We start from the raw sequence: 14028 nt of genomic DNA on the forward strand, positions 1-14028 counted from the left end.
GCCATGACCGAGCCGGCACTCCCCGAGACGACGGCCCCGCGGGCCTCGGCCCCGCACGACCACCGCCGCGACCGGCGCATCCCCGAGCCGGTCGACCGGTTCGCCACCGGCGAGGAGTACCCCGAGTACCGCGTCGACCTCGAGCGGATCCGCTTCTCGCCCTACTTCGCACGCCTCTCCGCGGTGACCCAGGTCATCTCACCCTCGGGCGTCGGCCAGGTCGTGCACAACCGGCTCACGCACTCGATCAAGGTCACCGCGGTCGCCCGGGCGATCGCGATGCAGCTGACCACCACCGATCCCGCGCAGCGCGAGCTGGTCGAGCGGCTCGGCGGCTGCGACCCGGTGGTCGTGCAGGCCGCGGCCAGCGCGCACGACCTGGGCCACCCTCCCTTCGGCCACCTCGGCGAGCAGGCGCTCGACCGGCTCGCGCGCGAGCGGCTGGGGCTCGCGGAGGGATTCGAGGGCAACGCGCAGTCGTTCCGGATCCTCTCCGAGCTCGACGTCTGCGAGACGGTGGAGGTGGGGCTGAACCTCACCGCCGCCTCCCGAGCGGCCGTGCTCAAGTACCCGTGGGGGCGGACGGTCCACCGCCCCGGCATCGACTCCGCCGACCCGACCGAGCTGCCCCGCGGCTCGACCGCCAGCCGCTGGGAGACAGCGCCGCCGAAGTTCTCGGCGTACACGCTCGACCTCGACGACCTGCTCGACGCCCGCTCCGGCTTCGCCGCGATCGCCCCCTGGCAGCAGACCCTCGAGTGCTCGGTGATGGACGTCGCCGACGACATCGCCTACTCGCTGCACGATCTCGACGACTTCTACCGCGCAGGAGTGCTGCAGCAGGCGGCCGTCGCCGTGGAGTTCCGCGCCTTCCTCCGCGAGCAGAACGCGCTCGCCGCCCTCGACGCCGAGGAGCTGTGGGCGCGGGCGCCCGGGCACTCGCTCGAGATGCTGCGCCGGAGGCTCGTGGCCCGCGACCCGTGGATCGCGAGCGACGAGCACTTCCGCGCCTCCGTGGAGCGGGTGTCGACCGAACTCGTCGAGGGGCTCCTCGCGCTCCCGTTCGACGGATCGACGCGCACCGAGCGCGCGATCGAGTCCTTCGTCTCCTCCTGGATCGGCCGCCTGCAGCGCTCCGTGGTGGTGCTCGCCGAGCCGAACGTCCGCTCGGGCCACCTCTCCCTCCTCCCCGACGCCTGGCACGACGTGGCCGTGCTCAAGTTCGTGCACACCCGCTTCGTGATCGACCGGCCCGACTTCGCCACCTACCAGCGCGGCCAGTCGCAGGTGCTCGAGACGCTGGTGACCCACCTCGACGCCTGGCTGGAGGATCCCCGCGACGGCTCGCGGGCTCCGCAGAAGCTGCTCGACCTGATCGAGCTCGCGACCGACGGCTACTTCCGCCTGCGCGCCGATCATCCCGACTGGCTCCCCGCCGACGACCGCGGCCGGCCGACCTCCGACCCGGCACTGCTGCAGCGGCTCGGCCGGGGACGCGGAGTGGTCGACTACGTCGCGACCCTGACCGACGAGCAGGCGATGGCGCTCGCCGCCCGTCTCCGCGGCGATCGCGAGCCGTGGGCGATGGGGACCTGACGGCCCGGCGGGTGGGTTGACACCGCGCGTCCCGTGTGGCCTGATCGGCTCCTCGCGCGCGGTTCCGGGGGAGGAACCGCCGCAGAGCCGCCGGGGACGCGTTCCGCGACCGCCCAGCGTTCATTCAGGAAGCGATGCCTGAACGACAGCGTAAAATCGCGGAGGCACATGCCAGGATCGACAACTCGACAGGGAGTTCCGTTGGACGGAAACGCAACGACCACGCACCGCAACGTCGCACTGCTGTCCGTCGCGACCACGCTGGCTCCGCGCGTGACCACCTCGGCCGAGATCGAGGCGCGGCTCGCCCCGGCGCTCAAGCGCCTCCGGCTCCCCAGCGGGCTCCTCCAGCGGGTCGCCGGCGTGCATGAGCGCCGCAACTGGGGTGCCGAGCAGGGCTTCGACGGAGCGGCGATCGACGCCGGCAAGCGCGCTCTCGCCGAGGCCGGCGTCCGCGCCGACCAGATCGGCCTGATCATCAACACGTCGGTGACCCGCAAGCACCTCGAGCCCTCCGTCGCCGTGCGCCTGCACCACGGGCTCGGCCTGCCCTCGTCGGCCATCAACTTCGACATCGCGAACGCGTGCCTCGGCTTCGTCAACGGCATGACCCTCGCCGCCCAGCTGATCGACTCCGGCCAGATCCGATACGCGCTCATCATCGACGGCGAGGACGCCGACGAGATCCAGGTCAACACGATCGAGCGCCTCAGCCGCGAGGGCGTGAAGCGCAAGGACTTCATGAGCGAGTTCGCGAGCCTGACGCTCGGCTCCGGCGCCGCGGCGGCCGTCCTCGGCCCGGCCGACGAGCACCCCAAGGGCCACCGCATCCTCGGCGGCATCACCCGTGCGGCCACCCAGTTCAACGAGCTCTGCGTCGGCAGCGTCGACGGCATGTTCACGGATGCGAAGGCGCTGCTCAAGGGCGGCATGGAGCTCGTGCTCTCGGCGTGGAAGGAGGCCACCCGCGACTGGAACTGGAGCGGGATGGACCGCTACATCACGCACCAGGTGTCGGACGTGCACACCGACGCCCTGGTGAAGGCCGTCGGCATCGACCGCAGCCGCGTCCCCACGACCTACCCCACCCTCGGCAACGTCGGCCCGGCGTCCATCCCGATCACCCTGGCCCAGGAGGCCGAGACCCTGCAGCCCGGCAACAGGGTGCTGCTCATCGGAGTGGGCTCGGGCATCAACACCGCGATGCTCGAGATCGCCTGGTGACCGCGCCCCACCCGGCCGAGCGGATCCGCGGAGCGCTCGGCTCCACGGCCGCAGCGCAGCTGCCCCCAGCCGGGCTCGACGGGCTCGACCCCGCGTGGTCGCGCCTCGTCGACGCTCCCGACGCCCAGGGCGTTCAGCGCCGCTGGCATCTGCTCGACACGGGCGAGGCCCTCGGCACGGAGCCGGTCGGCACCGTCCTCTGCGTGCACGGCAACCCCACCTGGTCCTACCTCTGGCGCCGCCTCGCGGCCGCCACGCTCGAGTCGGCCCGCCGCGGAGGCCCCGCCTGGCGGGTGGTCGCGGTCGACCAGCTCGAGATGGGCTTCTCCGAGCGGACCGGCGCCCTGCACACGCTCGCCGACCGCGTCCGCGAGCTCTCGAACCTCACCGACGTGCTCGGCCTCGACGACGTGGTCACCCTCGGCCACGACTGGGGCGGAGTCGTCTCGCTGGGCTGGGCGGTCGACCACCCGGAGCAGCTGCGCGCCACGATGCTCCTGAACACCGCGATCCACCAGAGCGCCGACGAGCTGATCCCGGCCCCGCTCCGGCTCGCCCTCGCCTCGGGCGTGCTCGGCGCCTCGACGGTCGGCACGCCGGCCTTCCTCGAGACGACCCTCGCGCTCGGGCACCCGGCGCTGCCCTCGGCGGTGAAGGAGGGGTACCGCGCGCCCTACCGGTCAGGGTCGCGCCGCGGCGGAGTGGGCGGCTTCGTCGCCGACATCCCGGTCGACTCCGCGCACCCGAGCGACCCGGAGCTCCAGCGCATCGCCGAGGGCGTCAGCGCCCTGACGACGCCGGCCCTGATGCTCTGGGGCCCGCTGGACCCGATCTTCTCCGACCGCTACCTCGACGACCTCGTCGACCGCCTCCCGCACGCGCAGGTCCACCGCTACGAGGGAGCCGGCCACCTGGTGGCCGAGGACGTCGACTACGCGTCCGCCGTCCTCACCTGGCTGGGCGACCTCTCCGACGGCGACGAGCCCTTCGGCGGCGACCCGGCCCCCGATGTCCGGCGCCCGACCGCACCGGTCGAGCCGCTCTGGGCGCACCTCGACCGCAACGCGCAGGACGACTCGCTCGCCCTGGTCGAGATGGCGCCTCCCGGAGGCGGCGGCCCCCGCTCCGTCTCGTGGCGCCTGCTCTCGCAGCGGGTCCGCGAGCTCGCCGCAGGTCTGCGCGCCTCGGGCGTCTCCCCGGGCGACCGCGTCTCGCTCCTCGTGCCGCCCGGCGCCGATCTGACCGCGCTGCTCTACGCGTGCCTGCGCATCGGAGCCGTCGTGGTCGTCGCCGACGCGGGCCTGGGCCTGCGCGGTCTCACCCGCGCGGTCCGCGGCGCCTGGCCGGATCTGGTGGTCGGCGCCCTGCCCGGCCTCACCGTCGCGCGGGCCCTCCGCTGGCCCGGCGGCCGGGTCTCGACGCAGACCCTGCCCCGCGCCTCCGCCGCCGCCCTCGGGGTCGACACCTCGCTCGGGCAGCTGATCGAGCTCGGCCGCGCCGAGCTGGCCGCGGACCCGGAGGCGCTGGGTGAGCCGCCTGCCGCCGACGCCGTGGCCGCGATCCTGTTCACCTCCGGCTCGACCGGCCCCGCCAAGGGCGTCGTCTACACGCACCGCCAGCTCGCGGGCGTCCGGGACGCGCTCGCCCGCCAGTACGGGATCGGGCCGGGCACCGGCCTCGTCGCGGGCTTCGCGCCGTTCGCCCTGCTCGGCCCCGCGCTGGGCACGCGCTCCGCCACTCCGGACATGGACGTCACCGCGCCCCGGACGCTCACCGCGTCCGCCGTCGCCGCGGCCGCCGACCGGGTCGACGCGACGGTGCTGTTCCTGTCGCCGGCCGCGCTGGCCAACGTCGTGGCCACCGCCGGCGCGCTCGACGCCGACGACCACCGCGCCCTCGCCGGCGTGCGCACCTTCCTCTCGGCCGGCGCGCCCGTCTCGGCAGGACTTCTCGGCGAGGCGCAGGCGCTCATGCCGAACGCCTCCGCCCGCACCCCCTACGGCATGACCGAGGGGCTGCTGCTCACCGACGCGTCGCTGGAGGGCATCCGCGAGGCCGCCTCGGACGACGATCCGCGCGGGGGCGTCTGCGTGGGCGTGCCCGCCGCGGGCGTCCGGCTGCGGATCGCCCCGCTCGACGCCGACGGCCGCGCCGCGGACGAGCCGGAGGAGATCACCGGCACGACCGGCGAGATCGTCGTCTCGGCCGGTCACGTCGAGGACCACTACGAGCGCCTCTGGCTCACCGACCGCGCCGCCCGCATCGGCGCCGTCGCGGGCGAGCGCTGGCACCGCACCGGGGACGTCGGCCGGATCGACTCCGCCGGCCGCCTCTGGGTCGAGGGCCGGATGCCGCACGTCGTCGTCACGCCCGACGGCGTGGTCACGCCGGTGGGGCCGGAGCAGCGGATCGAGGCGCGCGTCGCCTCGGTCGCCCGCGCCGCGATCGTCGGGGCCGGGCCGCGCGGAGTCGCGCAGCTGGTCGCCGTGGTCGAGCTGCGCTCGGGCGCGCGCCGCGTGGCGCTGGCCGAGGATGCCCTCGCCGCCGAGGTGCGCGCGGCCGTGGGCCGGCCCGTCGCCGCGGTGCTCGTCGTCCCGGCGCTGCCCACCGACATCCGCCACAACTCCAAGATCGACCGGGCCGCGCTCTCGCGCTGGGCCGAGGGCGTGCTCGCCGGCGGCCGGATGGTGGCGCCGTGAGGGTCCTGGTCACCGGCGCGAGCGGCCTGCTCGGCGGCGCGGTGGCCGCGGGCCTCGTCGCCGACGGGCACGAGGTCCGCACCTTCCAGCGCCGGCCCTCCGGGGTCGCGGGCGTCGAGGAGGCGCGGGGCTCGCTGACCGATCCGCGCGCGGTCGAGGAGGCCGTCGACGCGGCCGAGGGCGTCGTGCACCTCGCCGCGAAGGTCTCGCTCGCCGGCGATCCGGGCGACTTCGACCGCGTGAACGTCGACGGCACCCGGCGCCTGCTCGCCGCCGCCTCCCGCGTCGGGGTGCGCCGCTTCGTCCAGATCTCGTCGCCCTCGGTAGCCCACTCCGGCTCCTCGATCACCGGCGACGACGCCGAGCCCGCCGATCCGGACCGGGCCCGCGGCGACTACGCGCGCACCAAGGCCCGCGCCGAGCTGCTGGCCCTCGCGGCGGACGCCCCCGGATTCGCGGTGGTCGCCGTGCGCCCGCACCTGGTCTGGGGTCCGGGCGACACTCAGCTCGTCGCCCGCATCGTCGAGCGGGCGCGCGCCGGCCGGCTGCCGCTCCTCGGGCACGGCCAGGCGCTGATCGACTCCACCTACATCGACAACGCCGCCTCGGCGATCGTCGCCGCTCTCGGGCGGGCGGAGGAGGTGCACGGCCGCTCCTACGTCGTCACCAACGGCGAGCCGCGCCCGGTTGCCGAGCTGCTCGCCGGGATCTGCCGCGCCTCGGGCGTCGAGCCGCCGCGCTGGTCCGTCCCCGCCTCCGTCGCCCGCGCCGCGGGCTCGCTCGTCGAGCGCGTGTGGGCCGTGCGGCCCGGTGCCGACGAGCCGCCGATGACGCGCTTCCTCGCCGAGCAGCTCTCGACCGCGCACTGGTTCGACCAGCGCCGCACGCGCGCCGACCTGCAGTGGAGCCCCTCGGTCACCCTCGACGAGGGCCTGCGCCGCCTCGCCGCCACCCCCTGACCCCTGACCCCTGACACGTCGCGAAATTTCGCGACATCCCGCAGCCCGGTCGAGATGCTCGTCCGTGCAGGACCATCTCGACCGGCTCGCGCGATCTCACGGCTCGTGGTCGGGAACCGTACGAGTCCGGCGCCTGCCGTGAGCGCGAGATGCGGCAGAACGGACGAGATCCCCCGCCGCGGCAGGGGATCTCGTCCGTTCAAGGGCACCTCGCGAAATTTCGCGGGAGGGGGAGAGGGGGAGGGGTCAGTCGGCGAGGATGAGGTACAGGGCGCGACGGGTCTCGTCGAGCTTGGCGGAGGCGGCGGCGCGCTGCGCCTCGGTCGCTCCGCGGAACTGCTGCACGACGCCCATCAGCTTGCCGACGTTCTCCATGAAGGCACGGTCGGCGTCGCTCGCGCCGGGAGTGGCCTCCCAGGCCGCGTCGAGCTCGTCGGCGTGCTCGCGCACGTAGGTGCCGCCCGCGTCCGTGAGCTGGTACTCGGTGCCGCGACCCTCGCCGACGGCCGTGATGAGGCCCTCGTCGACGAGCTGCTGGAGGGTGGGGTAGACGGAGCCGGGGCTGGGGCGCCACGATCCGTTCGTCTTCTCGGCGATGGCCTTGATCAGGCCGTAGCCGTTCGAGGACTTCTCGGAGAGGAGGGAGAGGAGGGCCGCGCGGACGTCGCCGCGTCGGGCGCGTCCTCCGCCGCGGCCGAAGGGGCCGCCGAAGCCGGGGCCGAAGCCGAAGCCGGGCCCGAAGCCGCGGCCGTGACCGCCGGGTCCGCGGCGCTGTCCGCGGCCGGGGTGCTCGTGGCGGGTGGAGTGGTCGCCGTCGCAGGAGTCGCGGCGGTCATCGGAGAAGAAGGTCCTGGAGTTCATGGGTGTGCTGCTCTCTGTCGTGAGGGGATCCCTTTCGATCGGATCCGGTCGCCCGTCGGGAGCGGCTGCTTCCGATCTGTCGGCGATGTAGTAACGATATATCGGCGACTGATCGGATGTCAACACCCGGTTTCCCCATAGCCTGGGAGCTCCCCGTCGATCGAGAGGTCCCGCATGCCGCTGCCCGACTCCGAGCTCGAGGCGTACCTCGACTCCTCCCTCCTCGCCGGGGACGTCCTCACCGGCCGCGCGAGCAACCTCGGCAACCTCCGCCGGCTCGCCGCCCGCGAGCCCGCGCACCTCTACGGGGTGGACGTGGCCGAGCACTGGACGCTCGAGAGCCTGCTCGCCCTGATGGGGGAGCGCGTGGGGATCAGCACCGACCCCTCCTTCGAGAGCGGGCAGGACCGGATCGACGCCCGCCTGACGGTCGCGGGCCTCGCCCGCTACCGCGACCGGTTCGCCGCCGCCGTCCGCGAGGGGGCGCTGCTCCTGTTCGCCACCGCGCACCCCGCGACCCTGATGGACGTCTACCGCCGCTTCGCCGCCGCCGCGACGGAGCGGGGCGCTCGCGTGATCGACGTGAACGCGCTCCCGTTCGCCGCCCCGGACGGCATCCGCGTGCCTCTCGCGGACGAGCACCAGGCCCTGTGGTGCACCGGCGGGGTCACCTGCGTCTACCGCGGGGGAGGGCTGCAGCACACGCACTCGCCGGAGCCGATGGACGCGCTGCTCGACGGCCTCGACGAGCTCGGCATCCGCCCCGACCTGGTCGTCGCCGACCACGGCTTCGCGGGTGCGGCCGGCCGGCGGGGGCTGCCGGTGATCGCGATCGCCGACTGCAACGACCCGGCGGTGTTCGTCGCCGAGGCGCAGGGCTCGATCGAGGTGGTGGTCCCGATCGACGACGGGCTGGCCGTCCACCTCTACGAGCCGGTCGTCGACTTCGTCCTCCGCGCCGTCTCGGAGCCCGCGCGCACCTGACGGCTCGTAGAATCGCCTTCGGCTCGTCGCGATCCCGGATCCGACGGGCCGACCGCTCTCCCGAGTCCCCGCACTCGCCACCACAGCAGACGGAGCATCCGTGACCCAGCCCCAGGACGGCCTCCTCCCGCGCTTCGCCGTCGGCGTCGACATCGGGGGGACGTCGATCAAGGCGTCCCTCGTCGACGTCACCACCGGCGAGCGGGCGGCCCGGCGCTTCGCGGTCGCGAACCCGCTGGGCAAGGAGCCCGAGGACTTCGCCGAGGCCATCGCCGGCATCGTCCGCGACGTCTCGCCGATCGCGGGCACTCCCGTCGGGGTCGGCTTCCCCGGCATCGTCCGCGGCGGCGTCGTCCGCCAGACCACCCACGTCTCGCAGCGCTGGGTCGGGCTCGACGCGCAGGCCCTCCTCTCGGAGGCGACCGGGGTCGACGTCGTCGTCGTCAACGACGCGGACGCGGCGGGGGTCGCCGAGCGCGAGTTCGGCGCGATGCGCGGCCGCGAGGGCCTCCTCCTGCTGACCACCCTCGGAACCGGCATCGGGACGGCGCTCGTCCACGAGGGCGTGGTGATCCCCAACTCCGAGCTCGGGCACCTGCACATCGACGGTCCCGACTTCGAGCCGCAGGTCGGCTTCTCGGCGGTCCGCCGCGAGGGCATCACCCTCGAGGAGTGGGCGGGGCGCCTCAGCGTCTACTACCGGCACCTCGAGATGCTGCTCTCGCCGCAGCTGTTCGTGATCGGCGGTGCGGCGGCGCACGTCTTCGACGAGTTCGCCCGCTTCCTCGACATCGGCACCGAGATCGTCCCCGCCCGCTTCGGCAACGACGCCGGATTCACGGGCGCCGCGATGGTCGCCGTCTCGCCCGACCGCCTCGCGCCCTGGTACCGCTCCACGCGCGGCGCCCGCCTCGACCCCGGCGCCCCCGCCATCGCCGACTGACCCCCTCCTTCCCTCCACCTGCCGAGCCCTCCCCCTGCCGAGGGAACCCCGGACCGTCGAGGGAACCCGGAGGAGCCGGCTCCCTCGACGGTCCGGAGTTCCCTCAGCGGGCCAGCAGGCTGCGGTAGACGGCGTCCATCCGGGCGGCGGCGGCCGGCCAGGAGTGGGCGGCCGCCCAGTCGACGCCGCCGCGGCCGAGGCGCGCCAGCTCTCCGGGCGAGCCCAGCAGGGACAGGATCGCCTCGGCCCAGACCGCAGGGGAGTCGGAGTCGAGCAGCAGGCCGCTCCCGCCGTCGCGCACCGCGTCCACCAGGCCGGTCGTCCGGCGCGCGAGCACCGGAGTGCCGCTGCCGGCGGCCTCGAGCGCGATCAGCCCGAAGGTCTCGGCCGCCGAGGGCACGAGCGCCAGCTGCGCACCCCGGAGCCGCTCCGCCACCCGGTCGCGGTCGGCGGCCCCCTCGATCAGCACGCGGTCGCTCAGCGGAGCCGCCGCGGCGCGCACCGCGTCGAGGTACGACTCCCGGCCCGGGGCCGCCCCGCCCACCAGCCGCAGCACCGGCCGCTCCGCCGGCGCCATTGCCGCAAGCGCCTCCACCGCGAGCAGCTGGCCCTTGAGCGGCTGCACCCGGCCGACCAGGACGACTCCGGAGCGCTCGCCGCCCCCCGGACGGAACCGCGCGTCGACTCCGGGCGGCACCACGACCACCCGGTCCGGATCCGCGCCGTACCCGCGGACGACGTCCTCCCGCTCCGAGGCGCCCGCCACCACGATCGCGTCGGCGGAGGCGAGCACGGAGCGCTCCGCGTCGATCCGCTGCTGCGGCTCCGGGACGTCGCCCGGGGCGAGGCGAGCGTTCTTGGCGAGGGAGCTCGAGTGCATCGAGTGCACGTGCGGCCTGCCGGTGAGCGCCCCCGCGAGGCCCGACACCCAGTAGTGCGAGTGCACGACATCGGCTCCCGCCGCGGCGCGCGCGAACTCCGGCGCCGCGGACGCCAGCGCGTACTTGTCGCCCGCCGGCACCGGCACGCCGACCACCCGCACACCCGGCGCGAGAGTGCGGACGCCCTCGCCACGGGTCAGCACCTCGATCTCCCAGCCGAGCGCCGCCAGCTCCGGCAGCACCGCCGCGAGGTACACGTTCATCCCGCCCGCCTCGCCCGTCGACGGCTGCTCGAGCGGGGAGGTGTGCGCCGAGACGACGGCCAGACGGGGCATCCCTCCATCGTAGGGACGGCCGTGCGTCCTCCGCGGATCCCGGCCCGCGGCTCGCAGCGCCTCCGGAATCGGGTTGAATAGACGGATGCGCTCGTTCGAGCGCGGAGAGCGTGAGGTCCATGGCCCGCCAGAGTCCCCCCGGTGAGGTGCTGCCGTCGGCCGCACCCGGGCCGGTGACCGCCGGCCACGAGCCCTTCTCCGAGCAGGACATCCGCGCCCTCGTCGGAACCGCCGCCTTCGAGAAGGGCACCGCGTACGCGGACGAGGGCCGGGTCCGAGAGCTGCAGTGGTTCGGCGGCCGCACCCGCCTCTTCGGCCAGGTCCGCGGATCCGGGCGCTCGCCGTACGCCGTGAGCGTGCAGCTCCGCGACGAGGGCGAGCACTGGACCCTCCTCGGCGGCGCCTGCAGCTGCCCGGTCAAGCACGAGTGCAAGCACGTCGCCGCCGTCCTGGTCGAGGCCCTGCGCCGCGAGCGCGAGGGCGGAGTGGCCGGTCCCTTCCCCGGCGAGGCCGCCGTCGACGCCGTCCCGGAGTGGCGCAGCGCGCTCGCCCCGCTGCTCGCCGGCGCCGAGCGCTCCCACACCGGCATCCCGCTCGGCCTGCAGTTCGAGCTGCTGCCCGGCGAGCCCGTGCGCCGCCCGCCCGGCCGCTACAACTCCTACCGGCCGCCGCCCGAGCCGCGCCCGCGACTGGGCGTGCGCCCGGTGCGGATGGGCGACCGCGACCGCTGGGTCCGCACCGGCACCAGCTGGCGCGATCTCGGCTACCTGCACTACAGCCACGACTACGACGAGCGCCAGATCGACGTGATCCGCGAGATGCAGGGCCTGCTCTCCGGGCACAGTGCCTCCAGCTACTACTCGCCGGACACCTGGCTCTACCTCGACCAGTGCCGGAGCGAGGCGATCTGGGCGGCCCTGCACGGCGCCGTCCGCGCGGGCATCGGCCTGGTGATGGGCGACCGCGATCAGACTCCGCTGAAGATCCTCGACACCACGGCCACCGCCTCCATCGACGTGACGCGCACCGCCGCCGGCCTCGAGCTGCGCTCGCTCGTCGCGATCGGCGACCACCCGGCCCCCGAGGAGTTCGGCTTCATCGGCGACCCGGCCGTCGGGCTCTACACGTGGGAGGGCGGCGACGAGATGCGCGCCCGCCCGGTCACGCTCATCCCGTTCGCCGCACCGCTGCTGTCCTCGGCGCGCACGTTCCTCTGGAGCCGCGAGGCCATCCGCATCCCGGTGGCCGAGGAGTCGGCGTTCCTCACCGAGCACTACCAGCGGCTGCACCGGCTGTTCGACATCGTCTCCCGCGACGGCTCCTTCGAGGCGCCGGCGGTTCCCGAGCCGCGCCTCGGCCTCACCCTCGAGCACACCGACGGCGCGGGCCTGCGCGGCTCGTGGTGGTGGCGCTACGGAGTGGAGGGAGCGCGCGGCGGCGTGGACGCCGAGCGGCTCCCGCTGCGGGTCGGCGAGGACGCGGGCTACCGCGACCCCGAGGCCGAGCAGCGGATCCTCGACTCCCTCGTCGGAGCCGGCCTGGACCCGGAGTCGACGCCGGCACTGGTGTCCCCGTCGAGCAGGCGCCTCCGCCCCACCTTCGACCTGCGCGGCATGCAGACCGTCGGCTTCCTCACCGGCGAGGTCGAGCGGCTCCGCGAGCTGGGCACCGTCGAGATCGAGGAGATCGGCGAGCGTGTCGAGTACCGGGAGGCGCAGACCGCGCCCGTGGTCGCCGTGCAGACCGTCGCCCAGCCCGACAGCCGCGACTGGTTCAACCTCGAGATCTCCGTCACCGTCAACGACGAGGCGGTCCCGCTCGCCGAGATCTTCCTCGCGCTCGCCCGCGGCGACGAGTACATGGTGCTGCCGAGCGGCGTCTACTTCGCCCTCGACGACGAGCGGTTCGGCCGCCTCCGCGAGCTCATCGCCGAGGCCCGCGAGCTCTCGGACGACCCCGGGGAGACCCTGCGGATCAGCCGCTTCCAGTCCTCCCTCTGGGACGAGCTGGTCGAGCTGGGCGTCGTGGAGGCGCAGGCCGCTGCATGGCGCCGCTCCGTGGAGGGGCTCTCCGGCTTCACGGCGACCGGCGCCCTGGAGTCGCGCGCCCTGCCCGAGGGGTTCGTCGTGGAGCTGCGGCCCTACCAGCAGCTCGGCTACGACTGGCTCTCGTTCCTCTACGACAACCAGCTCGGCGGCGTGCTCGCCGACGACATGGGCCTGGGCAAGACCGTGCAGTCCCTCGCCCTGGTCACCCGGGTGATGCAGGAGCAGCGCGCCGCGGCTGCGGAGGCGGGTACGTCGCCGCGTCCGTTCCTCGTCGTCGCGCCCACCAGCGTCGTGCCCAACTGGGTCGGCGAGGCCAAGCGCTTCGCCCCGGACCTGCGCGTCGTCGGCATCGACGAGACGTCGAAGAAGAAGCGGAAGGCGCTCTCGAGCGTCATCGGCGAGGCCGAGCTGGTCGTGACCTCCTACGCCCTGTTCCGGCTCGACTACGAGTCGTACTCGGGGATCCAGTGGTCGGGGCTCCTCCTCGACGAGGCGCAGTTCGTCAAGAACCGCCAGTCGGCGACGCACCAGCTCGCGCGCCGGCTCGACGTGCCCTTCAAGCTCGCCATCACGGGCACGCCGATGGAGAACAACGTGATGGAGCTGTGGTCGCTGCTGTCGATCGTCGCTCCGGGCCTGTTCCCCTCGCCCGCCGGGTTCGTCGAGTTCTACCAGAAGCCGATCGAGCGCGAGGCCGACAGCGAGAAGCTCTCGCAGCTGCGGCGGCGCATCCGCCCGCTGATGCTCCGGCGCACCAAGGAGCTCGTCGCCAAGGAGCTGCCGCCCAAGCAGGAGCAGACCCTCGAGGTCGAGCTCGGCCCGAAGCAGCGCAAGGTCTACGACACGTACCTGGCGCGGGAGCGCCAGCGCGTGCTGGGGCTCATCGGCGACTTCGAGAAGAACCGCTTCGCGATCTTCCGCGCGTTGACCGTGCTGCGCCAGGTCGCGCTCGATGCCGCACTGGTGGACGAGGCGCACGAGAGCGTGCCGTCCACCAAGCTCGACCTCCTCGACGAGCTGCTGGGCGACGCCCTCGGCGAGGGGCACCGCGTGCTGGTGTTCAGCCAGTTCACGCGGTTCCTCGGCCGGGTCCGCGGCAGGCTGGATGCGGCGGGAATCGAGTACGCCTACCTCGACGGAGCGACGAAGAAGCGCGACGAGGTCATCGAGCGGTTCCGCTCGGGCGAGGCGGGCGTGTTCCTGATCTCGCTCAAGGCCGGGGGCTTCGGGCTCAACCTCACCGAGGCCGACTACTGCATCCTGCTCGACCCGTGGTGGAACCCCGCCACCGAGTCGCAGGCGGTCGACCGCGCGCACCGCATCGGCCAGACCCGCTCGGTCATGGTCTACCGCCTGGTCGCGAAGGACACGATCGAGGAGAAGGTGATGGCCCTCAAGGAGGCGAAGGCCGCGCTCTTCGCCGCGGTCATGTCGGACGACGGCGCGGCGGCCACCGGCGGGATCACCGCCGAGGACGTGCGCGAGCTGCTGGGCTGAT

At 74.2% G+C, this 14028-nt stretch carries 9 protein-coding genes; 7 read left to right on the forward strand and 2 right to left on the reverse strand.

Annotated elements, in window-relative coordinates; all coding sequences use genetic code 11:
* Nucleotides 1-3 precede the first annotated feature (3 nt).
* From dgt to GSU45_RS03480, 4 genes are all read left to right on the forward strand, one after another.
* Entirely contained in the window at nucleotides 4-1596 is a 1593-nt protein-coding gene (gene dgt, locus GSU45_RS03465; RefSeq protein WP_159912754.1) for a dGTP triphosphohydrolase, read from the forward strand.
* A gap of 168 nt (nucleotides 1597-1764) precedes the next feature.
* Complete coding sequence (locus tag GSU45_RS03470; RefSeq protein ID WP_159912756.1) at nucleotides 1765-2820, forward strand: 3-oxoacyl-ACP synthase III; 1056 nt, start codon at nucleotides 1765-1767, stop codon at nucleotides 2818-2820.
* A complete protein-coding gene (locus tag GSU45_RS03475; protein WP_244248200.1) occupies nucleotides 2817-5519 on the forward strand; it encodes an alpha/beta fold hydrolase in 2703 nt (900 codons plus the stop codon). The genes GSU45_RS03470 and GSU45_RS03475 overlap by 4 nt, the downstream gene beginning before the upstream one ends.
* A complete protein-coding gene (locus tag GSU45_RS03480; RefSeq protein WP_159912758.1) occupies nucleotides 5516-6478 on the forward strand; it encodes an NAD-dependent epimerase/dehydratase family protein in 963 nt (320 codons plus the stop codon). Before GSU45_RS03475 ends, GSU45_RS03480 begins: the two co-directional genes overlap by 4 nt.
* A 246-nt stretch (nucleotides 6479-6724) precedes the next feature.
* Here GSU45_RS03480 and GSU45_RS03485 read toward each other — a convergent pair whose 3' ends face one another.
* Nucleotides 6725-7339 carry a PadR family transcriptional regulator gene (locus tag GSU45_RS03485; RefSeq protein WP_159912760.1) on the reverse strand — a complete coding sequence of 205 codons (615 nt, stop codon included), beginning with the start codon at nucleotides 7337-7339 and terminating at the stop codon, nucleotides 6725-6727.
* Nucleotides 7340-7513: 174 nt separating this feature from the next.
* Between GSU45_RS03485 and GSU45_RS03490 the strand changes: the two genes are divergently transcribed.
* Both GSU45_RS03490 and GSU45_RS03495 read left to right on the forward strand, forming a co-directional pair.
* Nucleotides 7514-8323 (forward strand): phosphatase, encoded by an 810-nt coding sequence (locus GSU45_RS03490; protein ID WP_159912762.1) that lies wholly within the window; start codon nucleotides 7514-7516, stop codon nucleotides 8321-8323.
* A gap of 100 nt (nucleotides 8324-8423) precedes the next feature.
* Nucleotides 8424-9266: an ROK family protein gene (locus GSU45_RS03495; RefSeq protein WP_244248201.1), complete on the forward strand. Its 843-nt coding sequence runs from the start codon at nucleotides 8424-8426 to the stop codon at nucleotides 9264-9266.
* Between the two features lie 103 nt (nucleotides 9267-9369).
* On the opposite strand, the gene GSU45_RS03500 is transcribed toward GSU45_RS03495, so the two are convergent.
* On the reverse strand, nucleotides 9370-10482 hold the full coding sequence (locus GSU45_RS03500; protein WP_159912764.1) for a glycosyltransferase: 1113 nt from the start codon (nucleotides 10480-10482) through the stop codon (nucleotides 9370-9372).
* A gap of 119 nt (nucleotides 10483-10601) precedes the next feature.
* On the opposite strand from GSU45_RS03500, the gene GSU45_RS03505 reads away from it, so the two are divergent.
* A complete protein-coding gene (locus tag GSU45_RS03505; protein WP_159912766.1) occupies nucleotides 10602-14027 on the forward strand; it encodes a DEAD/DEAH box helicase in 3426 nt (1141 codons plus the stop codon).
* Nucleotide 14028: the final 1 nt, after the last annotated feature.

Origin of the sequence: Rathayibacter sp. VKM Ac-2801 (assembly GCF_009834245.1) — a bacterium.
In the GTDB taxonomy this organism is placed as follows: domain Bacteria; phylum Actinomycetota; class Actinomycetes; order Actinomycetales; family Microbacteriaceae; genus Rathayibacter.

Bases quoted from the DNA above. Each gene is read 5' to 3' on its own strand.
- dgt (WP_159912754.1), top strand. From the start codon at position 4: ATGACCGAGCCGGCACTCCCCGAGACGACGGCCCCGCGGGCCTCGGCC.
- GSU45_RS03470 (WP_159912756.1), top strand. From the start codon at position 1,765: ATGCCAGGATCGACAACTCGACAGGGAGTTCCGTTGGACGGAAACGCA.
- GSU45_RS03485 (WP_159912760.1), bottom strand. From the start codon at position 7,339: ATGAACTCCAGGACCTTCTTCTCCGATGACCGCCGCGACTCCTGCGAC.
- GSU45_RS03490 (WP_159912762.1), top strand. From the start codon at position 7,514: ATGCCGCTGCCCGACTCCGAGCTCGAGGCGTACCTCGACTCCTCCCTC.
- GSU45_RS03500 (WP_159912764.1), bottom strand. From the start codon at position 10,482: ATGCCCCGTCTGGCCGTCGTCTCGGCGCACACCTCCCCGCTCGAGCAG.
- GSU45_RS03505 (WP_159912766.1), top strand. From the start codon at position 10,602: ATGGCCCGCCAGAGTCCCCCCGGTGAGGTGCTGCCGTCGGCCGCACCC.